Below are 18,388 nucleotides of genomic sequence, written 5' to 3'. Positions count from 1 at the left end.
TTAAAGTTGACCTGTGAGCGTTAGGTATTTTTCCATTAACTGCTCTTCCGTTTCTTTGCGATTAGGATCCAAAGGTATACAATCAACAGGACATACTTGCTGACATTGAGGTTCATCAAAATGACCCACGCATTCAGTACATTTAGATGGATCAATCACATAGATCTCTTCACCTTGTGAAATAGCTTCGTTCGGACACTCAGGTTCACAAACATCACAGTTGATGCATTCATCGGTAATAATAAGAGACATTCTTCTCTCCTAAAACCGCTACCTTACTAACAAGGTGTTAAGCAGCGGAACTTAAAAAAACAGAAACTAAATCGTTTTATAATGTTCTTGTAGAACACGTTTTACTTCTGGGTTAACAAACTGGCCAAAATCACCATTTAAAGACGCAATTTCGCGCACTAATGTTGATGAAATATAAGAGTGCTTTTCAGAGGGCGTCAAGAAGATGCTTTCTACATCTGGCGCAATGGCACGGTTCATATTGGCTAATTGAAACTCATACTCAAAATCAGAGACAGCGCGCAGGCCACGAATCACCACTTTACCACTTACAGAACGAGTAAATTCAGTCAGCAAATTATCGAAGCCAACTACTTCTACATTGGTCAAATGACCCAATACTTGTTTTGCCAATGATATACGCAATTCATGGGACAAAGCTGGGCGCTTTTTAGGGCTCGCAGCAACCGCTACGATAACCTTTTCAAATAGCTTTGATGCGCGCTCAACCAAATCCGTATGGCCGTTTGTAATAGGGTCAAAAGTCCCCGGATAAACCGCAATCGTACTCATAGCTTTCATCCAAAAAATTAATAGGGAGAACGAGTCAGGTAGCTAACGACTTTTGTCTGTGCTAATTCCCGTTTGGGGTCGCATCATATAGGAATACGCCCCTGTTCTCAATTCGCCAAGTTTTCTTATTCGAATCCGTAAAAAATGATTTAGATTCTAGTTCCTAAAATATAGATATATGGGCTAATCATCATCTGCAAGAATGATATCGCAAGAAAGATAAAAATTGGCGACAGATCAAGCCCGCCTAAGGTCGGAATCACTCTCTGGCAAGCACGATATAAAGGTGCTGTAATTTGCCCTACCAACATGGCGCCGGGGTGATTGGCTCCAGGTGCTACCCAACTTAGAATAACCGAAATTAGCATTGCCCAAAAATACAGGTCCAACAAATGGTACAAGGTGCCTGCAAAGGTATAAACAGCGTAGCTAATCGGTGATATCGCCACACCTTTAATGAGTACAATTAAAAAAACCGTCACTAACTGTACAGCCAGCGCCAATACAAGAGATGCCGTATCTAAACGGCCGATTGCAGGAATCACTTTTCGCAAAGGCAAAATAAGCGGGCTTGTCGCCTTCACAATACCTTGGCTAATTGGATTATAAAAATCCGCACGCGTCAGTTGAAGCACTAAACGCAGTAAGACAATAAACAGGTAAAGATTACAAATCACCTTTACGAGCATAACAAATGGATCTGAATACATCTTGTATAGTCCTTAATTAGTCTTTCTTAGCAGAAAAGGTTTTTGCCATTTCTTTAGATCGTTCCACGCAGGCCATCATTGCATCTGCGACTATTTTATCAATATCAGCCGCTTCAAAGGACAACAAAGCTTGCTCGGTTGTTCCTTTAGGTGAGGTGATATTTTTACGAAGTTGATCAATCGGTTCATCAAGCTCCATCACCATTCGTGCTGCGCCAAACATAGCATTGCTGGCTAGTTCACGACTCGTTTCCTCGTCTAAGCCTTGTTCTTTAGCGTTTTTAACCATGGCTTCAAGAAATCGGAAAAAATACGCTGGCGCACTGCCAGACAGGCTTGTCACCGTATGCATGTGAGCTTCGTCTTCCACCCAAACTGAGTTGCCTACGCTAGAGAACAACTTACTCGTCCAGTTTTTTTGCTCGTCGGTGGTATGCTCGTTCGCAATTAAGCCTGTCATACCTGCACCAATTTGCGACGGCGTGTTTGGCATACTACGAACCACAGCAACAGGCTTACCCAACCAATGAGCCAACGAATCTAACTCAACACCAGCAGCCACAGAAATAAATAACTGATCTTCGCGCACACAAGATGAAAAATCCTCAACCACGGCTTGCATTTGCGCAGGTTTAACACACAAAACAACCACATCAGCCTGACTCACAGCCTCATCATTATCCGCCAACATAGAAATACCATATTGTGCGTGGTAATAGTCGCGTTTTTCTGGCGTTCTAGACGTACCAATGATTTTGTCAGCAGGATAACCGCTCGCCAACATGCCGCTAAAAATCGATCTTGCCATATTTCCTACGCCGATAAAGGCGATACTTAAAGTCATTTTGTATCCTATTCTTTCATCATTTTAAGCAGACAATACGTCATCTACTTATTCAAAATATTCTAGTACAAGGAATCATTCATACTGTAATTGAATCACGCTTTAGCGGAATAGTCTCGTTCGCCAAAAATCGCCGTGCCCACTCGAACCATGGTGCTACCAGATTGGATGGCTGCCGGTAAATCCCCAGACATACCAATCGATAAGGTATCTATCATGCTGTCTGTTTTAGATAATTCAACAAAAGCCTGAGCCAAAGGTTCATACACCGCACATTGTGCGTCATGGTTATCTTGCGGTGCAGGAATGGCCATTAATCCTCGAAGACGTAGATTAGGCAACTCTGCCACCAACGTCACCATGTCGTTTAACTCCGACAAAGCCACGCCCGCTTTGCTTTCTTCGCCACTAATATTCACTTGAATACACACATTGAGCGGCGGCAAATCGTTAGGACGCTGCTCACTAAGACGACGAGCAATCTTCTCACGATCTATGGAATGCACCCAGTGCATGGTTTCTGCTATCAAACGAGATTTATTCGATTGTATTGGTCCAATAAAGTGCCACTCGATATCCGCCAAGTGTGATAACGCGTGAAATTTATCCACCGCTTCTTGCACATAATTCTCACCAAAGGCTCTCTGACCTGCATCGTATGCGGCTTCAAGTGCTGATAACGGCTTTGTTTTACTGACGGCCAACAATCGCACACTGCCCGTTTCTCGCTGATATTGCTGTACAAGCTGATCAATCTGCAGAGAAACCCGCGTTAAATTTGCTTTTATATCTTGTGCTTCGTTGCTTCCGACTTCAATCGTCATTACGCGCCATGCTCCGCTGTTATCAAGATGTAACGAGTTCAACCTGTGATTGCATTCCCGTTAGTAAATACGAGGAATACACTGTGGAGGCATCATAGCATCTTTTTTAAAAGGCAGAAAAAAGCTTGCGAAGGGCATTTTAAAAGAATGGTTATAAGCAACACTTACAAGGAATAAAAGTCCGCACTCGAGTCATAACACTCACCATGAAATTCAAGGCGATATCCAGACGTGTTTTTCAAAGAATTAGCAGCAAATAAAGCGGCTTGATGAAGAGCGTCCAACGATGAGTGCTCAGGATAAAAAGCAATACCAATAGACAATCCTTCGCGTATTAAACGGTTGTCTGAGAACTTGGGAGAACCTAGAGACTTTAATAATTTTGCGGCGACAATTTCAGCGTCTTCCAAATGCTGAATACGAATCCCCATGACCAACTCACGTTCATCGTAATGGGCGATAAGATCATTATCTCGCACTGTTTCACTCATTACTTCAGCCAAAAGCTTCAAGTCAGTCTCATTCACTTTTGAAGAAGACAGCAATCGAAGAGAAAGTAACGCTGCTCGCTGAAAATGACGACGAGAATCTTTTAAAACAATACCAAAACTGTTATCAAAACTATAACGTCGCAACAAACCTGTCGACGGATCTCGGTGACTGTCTTCTAGGAGCAAATAATCCGCTTTTTCTCGCTCAAACACTGCACTTAACCAAGCGGCATAACTGTCTAACGCAAGTGCCATCAGTTCACCTTCAAGGCGAGTTTCTTCACGCTGAAACGCCAACATAAGATAAATCGAACCTTGACCGTCCGACACACTGACCATAGAGACATCAGAAAAGGCATGATCCTTTAAGAACGGCAACCAGTGATTCCAACCCGGTGCCGTTTGAATATCAATATCATGACGTTTGGGACAGGACGGACTCGCCGCAAAGGTAATCAGAGCTTGAGGAATTATGCTCAACTGGCCATTTGAATTTAGTAAACCATCACTAATCAAATCGGTAAATTGTAAACGCCACAGCAAACACTCTTTATCACACACAATAAAAAGACAATAAGCATTGGGCAACTGGCTTTGCATTTTGTTCTTAAAACGATTAAGCGAGGTACTTAATAAGGCGCCTTTGGATATAGACTGAAGCATCTGTGGCATGTCGCCATACAAGCTTTTTATGAAGTCTCGCTCTTTTTCCAGATATGCAACACGAGACTGCAGTACCTGCTGTTCCTTGAGCAATGAATTTGAAGAGTCGATAGACATAAAATACTAAAACCATATTAATCCGTAATTCAAACTAGATTAACTGGCTAATATAAAAAGTAAAGAAATAGTAAGGCCAAGTGAAAGAAAAACTCTCAATCAGCCTTACTAAATAAGCTTAAACGGCCTGATAGACGCGTTGACCGGAGATATAGGTCGACATTACACGCCCGACAAATTCATCACCAAAGTAAGGTGAGTTATGTCCTTTTGTCTTACGATAGTCATAAGACCACGTCCAACGAGCCGTGCTATCGAACAAAATAAAGTCTGCAAAACTGCCAACCGATAAAGAGCCAGCCTCTAAACCAAAGCAAGCCGCTGGGCCAGAGGTTAGGCAAGTCAAGACAGTCGAAAAGTCTAAATCCCCTTCATCCATCAGCTGCATAGCCAAAGGCAACAATATTTCGACATTCGCCATACCTGGTTCTGTTGCCGCAAATGGCGCAATTTTCGCCATTTTTTCATGTGGCTGATGATCTGAACAAATGGCAGAAATAACACCCGCTTTAACGCCTTCAATCAAGGTCAAACGGTCTTCATCACTGCGTAGCGGTGGTAGCACATGATAATGACCATCGAAACGACTCAGCACCTGATCATTTAACAACAGGTTATGCACCGCCACATCGGCCGTCACGTCTAATCCAGAGGCTTTTGCGTCAGCGATCATCTCGACAGACTTAGCACAAGACAAACGAGCAAAGTGTGCGCGTACGCCGGTTTTTTCAACCAGTAACAAATCACGCATCAAAGCAATGGTTTCTGCTTCTTCAGGAATCCCCGCCAAACCATGCATGGTCGACATCAAGCCTTCATGAGCACAACCGCCTTCTGAAAGACTGGGTTCATCAGGGTGAAAAACCACCAGCAAATCATGTGTCGCAGCATATTCAAGTGCGCGAGACAACACTTTGGTGCTTGCCATTGGGTGGCGATGATTCGATAAAGCGATACAACCAGCATCCGTTAAGGTGACCATGTTGCTAAGCTGAGCGCCTTCCAAACCTTGCGTCAGCGCACCAAGCGGAAATACATTCGCCATGCCAGCTTCGTCAGCTTTATCCTGAATCAGCGCAGCAACCGCAGGCGTATCAACAATTGGACGCGTATTAGGAGGGCAAACCAAAGTCGTTACACCACCAGACACGGCGGCACGACCCTCAGTGGCAATAGTGCCTTTTTGTGTCAGGCCGGGCTCGCGAAGAGAAACCGCAAGATCCACCAAACCGGGCAAGATCCATTGACCAGATGCATCGACAATTTCAGCCTTTTCAAATCCTTCTGGTGCTTCGCCAATCGCAACGATTTTTTGATTATCAACAAACAGATCCGTTACCGCATCAATATCTTGGCTCGGATCGATTAAACGACCGTTTTGAATACGTAATTTCATGTTATTTTTCATCCTTCGCTGCTGGCGTTTCATCACGTTGCAACTGGCCGCTCATCGCCATCGACATAACCGCCATTCGCACCGCGATACCATTAGTGACTTGGTTCAAGATGACCGAATGCTCGCCGTCTGCGACCTCTGAAGATATTTCCACGCCACGGTTAATTGGCCCTGGATGCATCACAATTACATCTGGTTTTGCCCAAGCAAGCGTCTCTTCCGTCAAACCATACAATCGATAGAATTCGCTCTCACTCGGCAACAAAGCACCTTTCATGCGTTCTTTCTGCAAACGCAACATAACAATCACATCGACGTCTTTTAAGCCTGCTTCTAAATCATGACAAATGGTCGCGCCCATTTCTGCAAAGAAACTAGGCACTAAGGTTTTTGGACCAACCAAGCGAACATCACTAACACCTAAAGTTGTCAGCGCTTGAAGCTGTGAGCGTGCCACACGAGAATGAAGAATATCGCCGACAATGGCGATTTTAAGGCCATCGAAGCTGCCTTTGTGACGACGAATCGTCAGCATGTCTAACATGGCTTGGGTTGGGTGAGCGTGACGTCCATCACCGGCATTGATGATTGCCACGTTAGGCGTGCAGTGTTCGGCAATAAAATGTGCGGCGCCACTGTCAGAATGACGGACGATAAACATATCACTTTGCATCGCTTCCAAATTTTTCAGGGTATCCAGTAAGGATTCCCCTTTCGAGGTTGCTGATGTTTCAATGTTTAGGTTGATGACATCCGCCGACAAACGCTTTGCGGCTAATTCAAAAGTAGTACGAGTACGCGTAGAGTTTTCAAAAAACAAATTCACCACGGTTTTACCGCGAAGAAGAGGCACTTTCTTAACTGACTGCTCTCCCATTGAGAGAAAAGAATCTGCTCGATCGAGAATCTCCGTCAAAATGGTTTTGTCCAATCCATCCAGCGTTAAAAAGTGCTTAAGCTGCCCGTGTTCATTTAACTGTAATGCCCGAGGCTCGGATCGCATCATGGTTTGCTTTCCTCAAACTGCAAAGACGATGGTGTCGTCTTTCTCTATTTAAAATAGGAAGTTCAGATAGGAAAATGCCCGGTACAGGAAAACTGCAACCGGGCATTAATGACACTAAACGGTTGTCCCACCGTATTTTTTTGGTGAAATCTGATTCTTTTAACCGCTGTATCGTCAATCTTATCCATACGCTAATTGTCGTACGTGTTTGACAAAAAATAAAGCTTTGTTATGCATATTAATGGGTATCAATTACAGAAACACCCAATGGTGTCGGCCCAGTCAGCTTAACCCTTTGGTCAGTATTAAGTGATAAGTGCTCGCCCACGATATCTGCGGCGATAGGCAGCTCATGCTGACCAAGGTCGTAGAGAATTGCCAAGGTGATACTGGCAGGTCGACCAAAATCAAATATTTCATTCATTGCCGCTCGAATCGTACGTCCAGACATCAAGACATCATCCACTAAGATCACGTGACGATCTTCAATCGCTGGCAATAAAGTTTGATTAACCTTGGGGTTCAGGCCAGCTTTGGTGAAATCATCACGATAAAAAGTGATGTCTAACGTCGCCAAAGGCTCTGTCGTTGGCACGGCTTCCATCAAGCGCTCAGCAACCCAAACACCACCTGTATGAATCCCTACAACAATGGCATCTTCGATGTTGTTCTTCTTACAGTACTCTGCCAATTGCGTTTTCATCGACGCCAGAGAATGCTCTAAATCTAACTTCATTGTTTCTCAAACCTTTTCATAATAAAACACCGTGTAGCAAACAATCCTTAATAAGACTCTGCAAACCAAGTCTCTAAAATCATTTGAGCGGCCAAACCATCTACCGAATTTTCTTTAAAATTACGATTGCCTCCACGAGCGATGACTTGCCCCTTGGCTTCATAAGAAGATAACCGTTCGTCCATCATATGGTAAGGAAGGTTAAAACGTCCATGCAATCGTTTGGCAAATTTGCGCGCCCGTTGACACATCTCATTTTCTGAGCCGTCCATGTCTAATGGCAAGCCAACGACAAAAGCATCCGGCTTCCATTCTGTTACAACACGCGTGATTTCATCCCAATTGGGAATGCCTTCTTTGGCCTTAAGCGGGTCAAGCGGCTGAGCAGTGCCAGTAATACTCTGACCAATGGCAACGCCAATACGCGTGGTACCAAAGTCAAAGCCCAATACTGAGCGAACAGTATTGGGCTTCTGGTTATCATCTAACGATGTTTCTGTAGAGATTGACCCTGTCATTAACCATGTCCTATATCCGGTGAAAGTCTTGTCATATCAATTCCCAACACGCGCGTTGCGGCGGTAAATTGCATATCACTTGGTGTGTGGAATAATACGTCTAAATCCGCTTCACATACCAGCCAATCATTATTTGCAATCTCTGTTTCCAGCTGTCCAGCATCCCAGCCAGCGCAACCTAGGGTAATACGAAAGGCATCAGGCCCATTGCCTTGCGCAATATCTTCCAACGCTTCCAAAGACGCCGACAGAGAGACTTCATCAGTCACTCGTAAAGTGTTGCTCCAGACTTTATCTGTTGTATGCAAAATAAAACCGCGCTCAGCTTCCACTGGGCCGCCCGTATAAATTGGCTCAGAGGTTAAACGTGGGCTGTGAATTTGAATACCAAGGTGATCCGCCAATTCGGTAAAATCAACATTTGAGGGACGATTAATAATAATCCCCATCGCACCTTCTTTGGTGTGTTCACAAAGATAAATAACAGTGTGTTCAAAGTGTGGGTCGTCTAGGTGTGGCATAGAAATTAAAAAGTGATTTTTAAACGAATCGAAAAATGCATTCATAGTCATGAGCCCTCTTTAATTGATGACAGCGCAAGGATCGCGCTAGTTACTAAAACCTAAGAAGTACCTGAACTTAAGACAAAACTCGCCAATTAAGACGTGATATATATGTAGAGAAGATCAAAAGAAGACGGCAAATAAAAACAGCCGACTCCTGCAGTATAGGACAAACAGAGCGTTTGCCTACCCCCAAACTACAAATTATTACCGAATCTCTTCAAAACTCACATTTCAAACAGTAAACTAGCACTCTTAATCCTTAATATAGGATTAAGAGTACCTTTTTCGAGCTTTGGAGGCATGCCTTGTCCTTACTTTCATCACAAAACGTTCAAACACAATTGGCTCACGCCGAGATATTTGATCGTCTTCATGCGATGAGTTTGGCGCAATGGATTCAACACTACCAAGCCGAAACTGTCGATTTACGCTACTTTTTCCATAGTGGCTGGTCTTCTTAGACTTCCAAGTATTGTCATTAAAAACCAACAGCATCATTCAAAAGGTGCTTATTCAATCTGTTAAGACAACACCGCCAGCTATTGGCAGAGGAAGCAAAAAATGCAACTACAAGCAATCGATTACACCAGCCCAACTGCCGCAGAAGACTTTGTAAAATCTCTTCGTGAAACAGGATTTGGCGTACTTAAAAACCATCCTATTCAAAAAGATTTGGTGTCTGCTATTTATAAAGAATGGCAAACCTTCTTTGATAGCGAGTCTAAATACGACTATCGCTACAATGTCGGAACACAAGACGGATTTTTCCCGCCTGATGTTTCAGAAACCGCCAAAGGCCACACTAAAAAAGACATTAAAGAGTACTTTCACTATTATCCATGGGGACAATGCCCAGAAGATAAAAAAGCGCTATTAGAACAATATTATGCAGAAGCAAACACGCTGGCATCCGAACTGCTAGCATGGGTTGAAAAACACTCACCTGCCGACGTAGCAAAGCATTACTCGCAATCTCTTTCTAGCATGGTAGAAGGCAGTGATCAGACATTGCTTCGCGTACTTCACTACCCGCCATTGAAAGGTGACGAAGAACTCGGGGCGATCCGGGCGGGCGCTCACGAAGACATTAACTTATTGACCATATTGCCTTCCGCTAACGAACCTGGTTTACAAGTGAAAGCAAAAGATGGTTATTGGATGGATGTACCTTGTGACTTTGGTACCTTGGTGGTTAATATCGGAGATATGTTACAAGAAGCCTCTGGCGGCTATTTTCCATCAACGTCTCATCGCGTGATTAACCCAGAAGGCGCAGACAAAACCAAGTCGCGCATTTCTTTACCTTTGTTCCTTCACCCAAAACCTGAAGTCGTTCTTTCCGAACGCCATACGGCAAAAAGCTATTTACATGAACGCTTAGTGGAACTGGGCGTACTTTAAAGACCAAGCAAGTTCTCAATAAAAAAATGGATGACCATCGATCATCCATTTTTTATTTAAGCCGTATAAATAAAACTGACTACTTTAAAGATCAATCCCTTTAGATTTAAGCAGCTCTGCCACTTCGATAATCTTGCCGGTTTTTACCGATTCTTCCGCTGCACAACCCACCACAACAGACCAGAAACCTTCTTCTACTGTTGCACTGTTGGTTTTTTTGCCAGCCATTTGATCAGCAAAAGCAATATGCTCGAACCAGGTTGCACCATTGTGGCCAGACGCTTCGATCAATTTAGGATAGCTTGGCTGCGAGGTTTTAGATGGACGGTTCTGACCACAGAAAACTTCCATTTCGGTACGCAAACGTGCGTTTTCGCTGAAGTCTTCAATCTCAGCCGCTTTCACTCTACCTTCGTCACCGCAGACCAATAGTTCTTCATGGAACATAGGCGCAAACATACAAAGGTTAAAGCCAGCGCGAACGCCATTTTCATATTCAACAGTGACAAAAGCACTGTCCAGAATGTCAGATTTTTCGCCTTTAAACTCGAAGTCACGGAAATTGGTAGACTGGGAACCGTTAGCATAAACGCGTACTGGACGAGATTGAGCAAACAGGTTCATCAAATCAAAATAATGGCAGCATTTTTCCACCAGCGTACCACCAGAGAATTTAGAGAATTTGTTCCACTGATTCACTTTATCAAGGAAGGGAATACGGTGCTCCATGATGTTGATCATCTTCACTTCACCGACCGCTTTACGTTCTAGCACTTCGTGAATGGCTTCGGAATAGATGGATTTATAGCGGTACTGCAAACCGATTTGCAAAACAGCGCCGTATTCTTTAGCCATTTTAGTAATTTCGTAGGCATCTTCTAACTTGGTCGCCATCGGCTTTTCCATGAAGATGTGTTTGCCCGATTTGATCGCCACTTTTAGGACATCAAGATGAGTAAAGTTCGGTGTACAAATTAAAATGCCGTCAACTTCTGGGTCATTACAGGCTGCTTCTAGGCTGTCATAGACCTTGAAGTCTTCATCAGTGATTTTAGCGAACTCTTCTTTGGCCACTTTTACGCTGCGCTCGTTTAGATCGAACACACCATGAATAGCAGAACGACCAACGCGAGTCGCCACGCGCATGTGTTCCATACCGATCATGCCGCAACCAATCAGGTTCACACGAAACTGCGCTGGCTCTTTGGCGAAGAAGTGACGCTCTTCTTCATTGATATAATGAAACGCTGGACCTGTGTAGCTAAATAGTTGTCCGTCGATTTTTTCTCTGCTCATGGTGTCTCACCTAACTTAGAATTATTTTGTAAGGCTAAGATAGGAAAAGCGCATCATTATGTCTAATATATGTTAATCACATGCTTAATATGAAAAAGATATCATGCGCTTTAGAAAACTGAATTATTTTATTACCGTAGCGGAAGAGCTGCATTTTGGGCGCGCTGCGGTTCGCTTGCATATTGCCCAGCCACCTCTGTCACAACAAATTAAAGCCATCGAAGATGAACTCGGTGCCGTACTTTTTGAGCGTAGTAGCCAGAAAGTCTCTCTGACGCCTGCAGGAGAAGCCCTACTACCTCAAGCAAGGGCCCTTTTGCAGAACTGGGAAAAGATACAAGAACAAGTTCGAAGTATTGCCAACGGCACATCAGGCAACCTATCACTGGGTTTTGTTTGGGCGGCTGGCACGCCGCATTTTTCCAAAGGCATTGCTCAGTTCAAACAAGACAATCATGACGTGACACTCAATCTAGAAGAAATGACCACGACCCATGCATTGGATGCGCTAAGAACAGAGAAAATCGATTTGGCGATGATCTTCCTTAATCCCCTAATGGACATCACCGACCTAGAACACCAAGGCTATGAAACGCAAAAACACCTTCTCGCCTTGCCTGAGAATCATCCGCTCGCGCAAAAAGAAAGTGTGCCTTTAAGTGACCTACACCAGCTGCCATTTATCTCGTTTGTTAGACAAGCTCATCCGTCATTGTACGACCAAATAATGCATCATCTGCATGCTGCAGGTGTCGAGCCTAATATTGTGCAAATTGCTCGATTAACCCAAACCACTCGCACCCTAGTCGCCGCAGGCGTTGGCATCGCACTTGTTCCAGAATCCACACAATTCGACCAACGAGAAGGCTTAACTTACCGCCCGATTGATGGCGTGTTACCAGAGCTCGACATCCACTTTGTATGGCGTAAAAACAGCCTAACGCCCTTGATGGAAAGATTAATCGCCCACCTTCAAGCGCAGGTGCCGAAATAAAATAGAAAGTATCAACTAGATACAAAACAAGGAATTTTAGACAGTGGTTTAGCCATTATTAACGATTATTTTTTATTTATGCTTAATTTTCATAAGGCGAATCAGGAAACGGGGTTGATGACACCTCGCCTTTACTGTCGAACAATACGACAACATTGCGAACCGACTCAGGTGCTTTTTCTACCCAATGATTTGGGTCGGCATTAGGCTTTGGTGTACAGTCATCGTAAGAAGGAGAGCAATATAATGTATAAAAAATTCTAACTCTTTCTCTCTCTACCAGTACCTGCATCGAGCCGGTTTTGCCTTTAAAAAACTGGTAATAATTCCTCAAAGTCCGAATCTTATTCTCCGCTAACTCGCTGTCGATGTCGGCGGAAATACGATAAAAAGCGACATAGCCACGTGCATTGGGATTTTGTTTCGCCCAATAGCCTTCAATATGTTTAGGCACCCCCATACGGCCAATGTCGGCACTGGCACTGCGCCATAACCAAAGCCGCCGCCTCCTAACACATCAGCCACACCAATCGGTCCTAGAACATATGGGCCATCTAAACTACCGCCATTGCCAATACTGGCGACATAAAAGGGTTTTTCCTCACATCCCGTAAGCATAAGTAAAGTGGCGAGGATTAAGAGCAGCTTATTCATTGTCATCGATTACAGGTCTTTAGGTATCGCTCTTATTTTCGAAAGGCGCATCCAGTTCTTCAGCTTTGCCTTCGAACAGTAAAATATCGAGCTTGTACTTAGAGGAGCGGATCACGAGAGGAGATGCGCGGCTTTCTTCTAAACTGTCGCATCCTTCTTTTGAATTACAATCCAATCGGTAATAAATTTTAATATAACCGTCATCATTAATTTCTGTGTAAGTCACTGTAGCAAAGTACTTGTGAGCTAAGCCCTTACGCATGATTTGTATTTTTTCTTTTACTGACGCAGTATCAATTGGCTCATCAATATGAAAGAAACGATACATAGACTTTCCTGTCTCATCTTCACCGATGTAATCGCGCCAATCTCCCTGAATTCGGGTTAAGTCGCCAATGTTTCTGCTGTTTGTGGCTGTTCGACCTTCTGTATCGGTTAGGATGATATTTCTCGCCAAGTGAAAGGGCTCTATTAGAACCCGGCGTTCATCATAAGGCGAGCCGGGAAATGGTGTAGTGGAGGATTCACCCTGACCATCGAAAAGTACCGTTACATATCTAATGGAGCCGGGGGCTTTGACAACCCAGCCATTAGGATCTGCTCCCTCTTTGGGAGTGCAGTCGTTTGTTTTCAGAGAAGGTGAACAGCCACTATCAAAAAAAACTCGAATGCGACTTTTTTCTACCTCAACTTGCATGGTCCCCCAAATCGTTTCAAAGTTTTGATAATAGTTTTGCATTGTTCTTATTTTCTTTTCTGCTAGGTCACTGTCTATGTCGGCGGAAATTCGATAGTAGGATTGAAAGCCGGGCCCATCTTCCCTTTCCTTTGCCCAGTAACCCTTTATGTGTTTAGGCACACTGATACCAATGCTGGCACTGGCCCCTGGATAGCCATTGACCGCCCCATAGCCAAAGCCAGCGCTACCACCATTGACACTGGTGACCCAGATGTCGGACAGGTTGTAGGCACCGTCTAAACTGCCCGCGTTGCCAATTTTAGCGACGGTGCCTAATGTTTTTTCACTATCGTTGCATCCCATGAGCGCTGTCACCAGAATACAGAAGGCTAATGTTTTCATTGTGATTGCTTTAAACATTGTCATAAATGGTTCGCTCACAAGCTTCAGGTATCGCTCTTATTTTCGAAAGGCGTATCCAGCTCTTCGGCTTTGCCTTCGAACAGCAAAATATCGAGGAAGTAATCTGAAGAGCGAATAATGAAAGAAGACCCTCGGCTCTCCTGTAAATTATCGCATTCTTTCTTCGAATCACATATCAGGCGATAATACAGTTTGATATGACCGTTATCATCAATGGTTATGAAGGTTCGAGTCGAAAAATATTTATGGGATAAGCCTTTCCGCATGATTTGTATTTTTTCTTTTACGGCGTCGGTATCAATTAAGGTGTTGATATGGAAATAGTGATCAATAAAGACGGTAGGATCATCTGTTTTCTCATAAACAGTCCAGTCTCCTTGAATTCGGGTTAAGTCGCCAATGTTTCTGCTGTTTGTGGCGGTTCGACCTTCCGTATCGGTTAGGGTGATATTTCTCCCCAAATGAAAGGGTTCTATTAGAACCCGGCGTTCATCATAAGGCGAGCCAGGGAAAGGTGTGGGGGAAGATTCACCATGACCATCGAATAGAGCAACTACATCAATTGTGTCTGCCGGAGAGCGAATTACATAGCCATTTGGGTCTGCGTTCTCTCTTGCAGAACAATCGACTCGGTTGTCATAGCAACCTTGAGTATATAAAACCATGATTCTGGATTGTTCAACTTCAACCTGCATTCGTCCCCATTTACTTTTGAAGTTCTGATAATAGTTTTGTAGTGTCCGGATTTTCTTTTCTGCCAGTTCACTGTCTATATCGGCGGAGATTCGATAGTAGGATTGAAAGCCAGGGCCATCTTCCCTTTCCTTTGCCCAGTAACCCTTTATATGTCTAGGCACGCTAATGCCGATGCTGGCACTGGCTCCTGGATAGCCATTGACCGCCCCATAGCCAAAGCCAGCGCTACCACCATTGACACTGGTGACCCAGATATCAGATAGATTGTATGCGCCATCTAAACTGCCCGCGTTACCATTTTGAGCGACGGTCCCCAATTCTCTTTCCATGGATAGGCAGCCAGTTAGGCCAAGAATAGACATTACTAGGCACAGACGTGTGATCATTTGCTTCATGCTGTTACTTCCTTAAGTATTCGGTTCTGCTTTAATCGAAGGACAGGGAATATTGTTGTCGTAAATAGTACGCACAGGCGTGTCAACAATTTGATCTGCTGTGCGTTGTATAAACTGATCATTGTTTTTAACGCCATTTACCAACACCTCTTTTATACTATTAAACCCGATATGGGTTGCTAGGTCATGGGAGTTATGGGTGACAGGAGGGTCAATCTGCGCGATGTCTGTTTGCCAGTCTGCTGCTTGTATGGTGCCGATGGTTTTGCTTGATAGCTTATTCCATAGCTCTCTCACTCGATCATTATCTTTGTAATCTTGAGTTTGAATATACTTGTTCATGTTCCATTCTATCCCTGCTAGCTCTGCTTGCTGCTTAAGACGTTCTTGGGTCAGCCCAGCTAAGCTGGCATCCATGGGGTGTAGGTGGTAGTAATACACATTAGCGTGGTCATGAGTGACACGGCCATGTATCTTATATTTATCAATAGACTCTTCATCCCATTTATTATTGAGACGTTTAACGGTTTCGTGACGGATAATATCGATATCAGAGTCATTGCCTCCATGAATTCTGGCCTTCCATTTATCCTCCCGTGTACTTTGTAGTGTGTACATTGCCTCTACTTTGATTAACTCCAGTCGGTAAGTCGCAAGCGTGGGAACGTCAAACACAGGAGCGAGCTTATTGTCTGGTTTATACTGAGCTTTAAATGGATATCCCCCACCAATGTCTGAATGAGCGCCGGGGAAAACTTCTTCATAGAAGTTCGGTGGTAGCTTTCCTTTTGTTTTCAGGGTGGTGAGTGGGAATTTAGTACGGTATTCCCCATGGGCAGTAATGTGAAATACGCGTTTCGCACTTTTTGAGAGGAGTTCAAGTTCAAGTTCGCCTTCCTTGTTATTGCCAGGCCAATAAAAAGACCCGACTGTGTCGAGAAGCCCGACAAAGCGTACGCTGGTCGTACGAGTAGTGTCAGCATGGTAACCGTCGTTATTTGCATTGTATCGTTCGTAATGGGTTCCACCTAATAAATTGGGGTGCGTTCCTGAAGGTGTGTGATACCAGTTTGTTTCTCTAATTGTGTCGTAATCGGGAAAGCCCATTTTGTTGAGAGCATTAATAAAATGTCGTGCTAAGGCGGCCCCGCGGCTGAAGCCAAACACATCGAAAGCGATATGAGTGATATTTTGATAAGTGCCTTCTCTGCTTAAGCCATCAATTATGTTTTTCAAATCACGAAGTAAGCTTTGCCACTTTAAAAAAGCGCTACCGGTATCAAATAGTCCAGTTGCCAAACTGGCAGAGAGCATGTCATTGCCAGCATCGATGATTGCTTTTCTTTCCTCTGCGGATTTTTCGTCCAGATCCAATGTACCAACGCCGGACACGTAAATTTTCGCAGAGATCCCTGTTTCTTCTGGGTAAGCCTCAAATAACCTAGCGATGTTGGTGCGGGAGTGATCACCAGATTCTTCTTTGTAAGCATCGTTGGTTTTGTTGTTTCCCGTGCCATCAAAAAACACGCCAATGCGTAAGATGCGTTCCGGTTTAACGTTGACCAGCGGTAGACCTTTTTTAACTTTGCGTTTTTCCAAAGTAAAAATTGGCGCGCTGTTGGTGACGGTGATGCTGGTTTCATCACTAACATAGTGACTGTTGTGCGGGTTGTTGTAAGTACTGGGCGCTTCTGGTGGGCATTCAAAGCGATCAAAGACGACGGGCTTTTCCGCTTCACTAAGCTGAATGGTTAATGTGTCGCCGATTTTGAGCGCCAGTGGATTATCATGGTAACTGAGATTTTGATTCAACAGTTCTTTGGCTGATAAACCGTATTGTTTGGCAATGTCTGCCCAGGTTTCCCGTTGTTGTGTGCTTGGGTCTTCTATGACGGTATGGATCGTGATGTCGGCTTTAATGTTTTCTTTTTCGTAGTTGTCTCTTTCCAGTAGCGGTGTTTGGGTGACTTTTAATAAGGCGTCGATGTCTAAATGCACACCGTGTTGTTCTAGCCATTCTGGTGAGACTTGGTTTAATTCAGTATTGCTCAGAGACTCAGCTCGGTAGACTAGATATTGGTCTTTCACCACTTTGCCGGCTATTTTCCAATACACCTACAATGACATTCTGGCATGGCGAAAGGTGTAATCGGCTATGTTATCAGGCATTGGACTGAAGGTTTCGTCACCTTGCCATTGGTATTTTTGGACGAGGGTATTGCCTTTGAAATGGTAAAGGTAGCCTGTGGTGGCAAAACCTAAACGCTCGCCGAATTGCACGGTGGGCATAATGGGAAGAAAGGCGTCATTCACCTTGCCAGACCCTAATGGCACCATGGTGACATTTTTCAGGGAAAGTCCCATGGTGTTTTTAGCGGCACGAAAGTTCAAGTGATGCGGCTCATTGGAGTCGGTTTTTAGAGTGTATTTTGTGCCATGGGTGGTTGGACTTGCGGTCCAATTGCCTTTTGCTATCTTATGCTTTGTGTCGAATAATTCTGTGCTCAAACCAACAGGAAGGTTCGGGTTCTTGGCGGAAAAAGCAATTTCAATATTATATTCGTAGGCGAGAGGCGCTTGATGTGGTCGGGAACTTCGATCAGGCACGACAGGTTCTGGTGTGTAATCAGGTTCTTTAGCGGGATGAAGATTGCCCCGGTTCTGATTATCGAAGGCCGCTGAAGACGCACCTTGTCCCATCATATTAAGACGTTGTGTCAGTGCGGTTAACGCGGAGGGCTGAAACTCAGATTCGGCATCTGGGTTGATTTCCCATTGGCCGGCACCCAGATTTTTACTTGGACGAATGAGTAAGGGCGTTGTGGGAAAATCGGTAGAGAGAACGTATTCCCCAGCAGAAACCTGCTCCAGTAACGCCGCGGCGTTCATGCCTTTAGGCAGTATAGAGTGGAGGTCGCGCTCGTTTATTTGTTCCAAGCTGCCTTCCACAGAAGAGAACTCCATCTCCATTAAGCTCTCCAGCTTAATCAGGCGGTATGTCATGGACAAATCCTTGTCATTAGCTATTGATTTTTAGTACGAAGATTCTATTTGTTACTGAGTATTGAAGCAAACTTTTAAAGCATCTGATACCGGTTTAATGAACTTCCTGTGTGTCAGACTTTCTAGGCAAAAAAAGGCCAGTGCAAGCACTGGCCTAACGGAAAATCACCGT

The 18,388-nt window shown here is 44.2% G+C and carries 19 protein-coding genes and 1 pseudogene; 3 read left to right on the top strand and 17 right to left on the bottom strand.

Going from position 1 to position 18,388, the window contains the following annotated elements; all coding sequences use genetic code 11:
- From ACO05V_RS05385 to ACO05V_RS05335, 11 genes are all read right to left on the bottom strand, one after another.
- Nucleotides 1–252, bottom strand: coding sequence for a YfhL family 4Fe-4S dicluster ferredoxin (locus tag ACO05V_RS05385; protein ID WP_421848269.1), 252 nt, complete (start codon nt 250–252; stop codon nt 1–3).
- Between the two features lie 66 nt (nt 253–318).
- Entirely contained in the window at nt 319–804 is a 486-nt protein-coding gene (coaD, locus tag ACO05V_RS05380) for a pantetheine-phosphate adenylyltransferase (RefSeq protein ID WP_421848267.1), read from the bottom strand.
- Nucleotides 805–953: 149 nt separating this feature from the next.
- A complete protein-coding gene (locus tag ACO05V_RS05375) occupies nt 954–1,514 on the bottom strand; it encodes a YggT family protein (RefSeq protein ID WP_421848265.1) in 561 nt (186 codons plus the stop codon).
- 16 nt (nt 1,515–1,530) lie between these two features.
- Nucleotides 1,531–2,358, bottom strand: a complete 828-nt coding sequence (gene proC, locus ACO05V_RS05370; RefSeq protein ID WP_421848263.1) for a pyrroline-5-carboxylate reductase — start codon at nt 2,356–2,358, stop codon at nt 1,531–1,533.
- Between the two features lie 95 nt (nt 2,359–2,453).
- Complete coding sequence (locus ACO05V_RS05365) at nt 2,454–3,182, bottom strand: YggS family pyridoxal phosphate-dependent enzyme (protein WP_421848261.1); 729 nt, start codon at nt 3,180–3,182, stop codon at nt 2,454–2,456.
- A 164-nt stretch (nt 3,183–3,346) separates the two neighbouring features.
- Nucleotides 3,347–4,453, bottom strand: coding sequence for a diguanylate cyclase domain-containing protein (locus tag ACO05V_RS05360; protein WP_421848259.1), 1,107 nt, complete (start codon nt 4,451–4,453; stop codon nt 3,347–3,349).
- Between the two features lie 118 nt (nt 4,454–4,571).
- On the bottom strand, nt 4,572–5,849 hold the full coding sequence (locus ACO05V_RS05355) for a dihydroorotase (protein ID WP_421848258.1): 1,278 nt from the start codon (nt 5,847–5,849) through the stop codon (nt 4,572–4,574).
- Between the two features lies 1 nt (nt 5,850).
- Nucleotides 5,851–6,855 (bottom strand): aspartate carbamoyltransferase catalytic subunit, encoded by a 1,005-nt coding sequence (locus tag ACO05V_RS05350; RefSeq protein WP_421848257.1) that lies wholly within the window; start codon nt 6,853–6,855, stop codon nt 5,851–5,853.
- Between the two features lie 238 nt (nt 6,856–7,093).
- Entirely contained in the window at nt 7,094–7,591 is a 498-nt protein-coding gene (gene pyrR, locus ACO05V_RS05345; RefSeq protein ID WP_421848256.1) for a bifunctional pyr operon transcriptional regulator/uracil phosphoribosyltransferase PyrR, read from the bottom strand.
- A 47-nt stretch (nt 7,592–7,638) separates the two neighbouring features.
- Nucleotides 7,639–8,109 (bottom strand): Holliday junction resolvase RuvX, encoded by a 471-nt coding sequence (gene ruvX / locus ACO05V_RS05340; RefSeq protein WP_421848254.1) that lies wholly within the window; start codon nt 8,107–8,109, stop codon nt 7,639–7,641.
- Nucleotides 8,109–8,681, bottom strand: coding sequence for a YqgE/AlgH family protein (locus ACO05V_RS05335; RefSeq protein WP_421848252.1), 573 nt, complete (start codon nt 8,679–8,681; stop codon nt 8,109–8,111). Before ACO05V_RS05335 ends, ruvX begins: the two co-directional genes overlap by 1 nt.
- Before the next feature lie 299 nt (nt 8,682–8,980).
- On the opposite strand from ACO05V_RS05335, the gene ACO05V_RS05330 reads away from it, so the two are divergent.
- Together ACO05V_RS05330 and ACO05V_RS05325 are read left to right on the top strand one after the other, a co-directional pair.
- Entirely contained in the window at nt 8,981–9,136 is a 156-nt protein-coding gene (locus tag ACO05V_RS05330; protein ID WP_421848250.1) for a hypothetical protein, read from the top strand.
- Between the two features lie 100 nt (nt 9,137–9,236).
- Nucleotides 9,237–10,076, top strand: coding sequence for a 2OG-Fe(II) oxygenase family protein (locus ACO05V_RS05325; protein ID WP_421848248.1), 840 nt, complete (start codon nt 9,237–9,239; stop codon nt 10,074–10,076).
- Between the two features lie 84 nt (nt 10,077–10,160).
- On the opposite strand, the gene ACO05V_RS05320 is transcribed toward ACO05V_RS05325, so the two are convergent.
- Nucleotides 10,161–11,372, bottom strand: a complete 1,212-nt coding sequence (locus tag ACO05V_RS05320) for a Gfo/Idh/MocA family protein (RefSeq protein WP_072838819.1) — start codon at nt 11,370–11,372, stop codon at nt 10,161–10,163.
- Nucleotides 11,373–11,475: 103 nt separating this feature from the next.
- Between ACO05V_RS05320 and ACO05V_RS05315 the strand changes: the two genes are divergently transcribed.
- Entirely contained in the window at nt 11,476–12,366 is an 891-nt protein-coding gene (locus ACO05V_RS05315) for a LysR substrate-binding domain-containing protein (protein WP_421848245.1), read from the top strand.
- 82 nt (nt 12,367–12,448) lie between these two features.
- On the opposite strand, the pseudogene ACO05V_RS05310 reads toward ACO05V_RS05315, so the two are convergent.
- The 5 genes and pseudogenes from ACO05V_RS05310 to ACO05V_RS05290 all read right to left on the bottom strand — a co-directional run bounded on the left by ACO05V_RS05310 (nt 12,449) and on the right by ACO05V_RS05290 (nt 18,216).
- Nucleotides 12,449–13,026: pseudogene (locus ACO05V_RS05310) on the bottom strand (hypothetical protein).
- A gap of 13 nt (nt 13,027–13,039) precedes the next feature.
- The gene (locus tag ACO05V_RS05305) at nt 13,040–14,125 is read right to left on the bottom strand and encodes a hypothetical protein (protein ID WP_421848243.1); all 1,086 of its coding nucleotides are present in this window, start codon (nt 14,123–14,125) and stop codon (nt 13,040–13,042) included.
- Between the two features lie 20 nt (nt 14,126–14,145).
- Entirely contained in the window at nt 14,146–15,213 is a 1,068-nt protein-coding gene (locus tag ACO05V_RS05300) for a hypothetical protein (RefSeq protein ID WP_421848241.1), read from the bottom strand.
- 12 nt (nt 15,214–15,225) lie between these two features.
- Complete coding sequence (locus ACO05V_RS05295) at nt 15,226–17,328, bottom strand: phospholipase effector Tle1 domain-containing protein (RefSeq protein ID WP_421848239.1); 2,103 nt, start codon at nt 17,326–17,328, stop codon at nt 15,226–15,228.
- Nucleotides 17,329–18,216 carry a hypothetical protein gene (locus tag ACO05V_RS05290; protein WP_421848237.1) on the bottom strand — a complete coding sequence of 296 codons (888 nt, stop codon included), beginning with the start codon at nt 18,214–18,216 and terminating at the stop codon, nt 17,329–17,331. It lies immediately after the preceding gene.
- Nucleotides 18,217–18,388 lie beyond the last annotated feature (172 nt).

Origin of the sequence: Marinomonas sp., from assembly GCF_965225885.1 — a bacterium.
GTDB lineage: Bacteria > Pseudomonadota > Gammaproteobacteria > Pseudomonadales > Marinomonadaceae > Marinomonas.
This window is presented reverse-complemented; position numbering and strand designations above follow the sequence as displayed.

What these genes read in the sequence shown, in the direction of transcription:
- ACO05V_RS05290 (WP_421848237.1), bottom strand. Translation starts at nt 18,216, where the DNA reads ATGACATACCGCCTGATTAAGCTGGAGAGCTTAATGGAGATGGAGTTC.
- coaD (WP_421848267.1), bottom strand. Translation starts at nt 804, where the DNA reads ATGAGTACGATTGCGGTTTATCCGGGGACTTTTGACCCTATTACAAAC.
- ACO05V_RS05300 (WP_421848241.1), bottom strand. Translation starts at nt 15,213, where the DNA reads ATGAAGCAAATGATCACACGTCTGTGCCTAGTAATGTCTATTCTTGGC.
- ACO05V_RS05350 (WP_421848257.1), bottom strand. Translation starts at nt 6,855, where the DNA reads ATGATGCGATCCGAGCCTCGGGCATTACAGTTAAATGAACACGGGCAG.
- ACO05V_RS05385 (WP_421848269.1), bottom strand. Translation starts at nt 252, where the DNA reads ATGTCTCTTATTATTACCGATGAATGCATCAACTGTGATGTTTGTGAA.
- ACO05V_RS05315 (WP_421848245.1), top strand. Translation starts at nt 11,476, where the DNA reads ATGCGCTTTAGAAAACTGAATTATTTTATTACCGTAGCGGAAGAGCTG.
- ACO05V_RS05365 (WP_421848261.1), bottom strand. Translation starts at nt 3,182, where the DNA reads ATGACGATTGAAGTCGGAAGCAACGAAGCACAAGATATAAAAGCAAAT.
- ACO05V_RS05360 (WP_421848259.1), bottom strand. Translation starts at nt 4,453, where the DNA reads ATGTCTATCGACTCTTCAAATTCATTGCTCAAGGAACAGCAGGTACTG.
- proC (WP_421848263.1), bottom strand. Translation starts at nt 2,358, where the DNA reads ATGACTTTAAGTATCGCCTTTATCGGCGTAGGAAATATGGCAAGATCG.
- ACO05V_RS05305 (WP_421848243.1), bottom strand. Translation starts at nt 14,125, where the DNA reads ATGACAATGTTTAAAGCAATCACAATGAAAACATTAGCCTTCTGTATT.
- pyrR (WP_421848256.1), bottom strand. Translation starts at nt 7,591, where the DNA reads ATGAAGTTAGATTTAGAGCATTCTCTGGCGTCGATGAAAACGCAATTG.
- ACO05V_RS05320 (WP_072838819.1), bottom strand. Translation starts at nt 11,372, where the DNA reads ATGAGCAGAGAAAAAATCGACGGACAACTATTTAGCTACACAGGTCCA.
- ACO05V_RS05325 (WP_421848248.1), top strand. Translation starts at nt 9,237, where the DNA reads ATGCAACTACAAGCAATCGATTACACCAGCCCAACTGCCGCAGAAGAC.
- ACO05V_RS05355 (WP_421848258.1), bottom strand. Translation starts at nt 5,849, where the DNA reads ATGAAATTACGTATTCAAAACGGTCGTTTAATCGATCCGAGCCAAGAT.
- ruvX (WP_421848254.1), bottom strand. Translation starts at nt 8,109, where the DNA reads ATGACAGGGTCAATCTCTACAGAAACATCGTTAGATGATAACCAGAAG.
- ACO05V_RS05375 (WP_421848265.1), bottom strand. Translation starts at nt 1,514, where the DNA reads ATGTATTCAGATCCATTTGTTATGCTCGTAAAGGTGATTTGTAATCTT.
- ACO05V_RS05335 (WP_421848252.1), bottom strand. Translation starts at nt 8,681, where the DNA reads ATGACTATGAATGCATTTTTCGATTCGTTTAAAAATCACTTTTTAATT.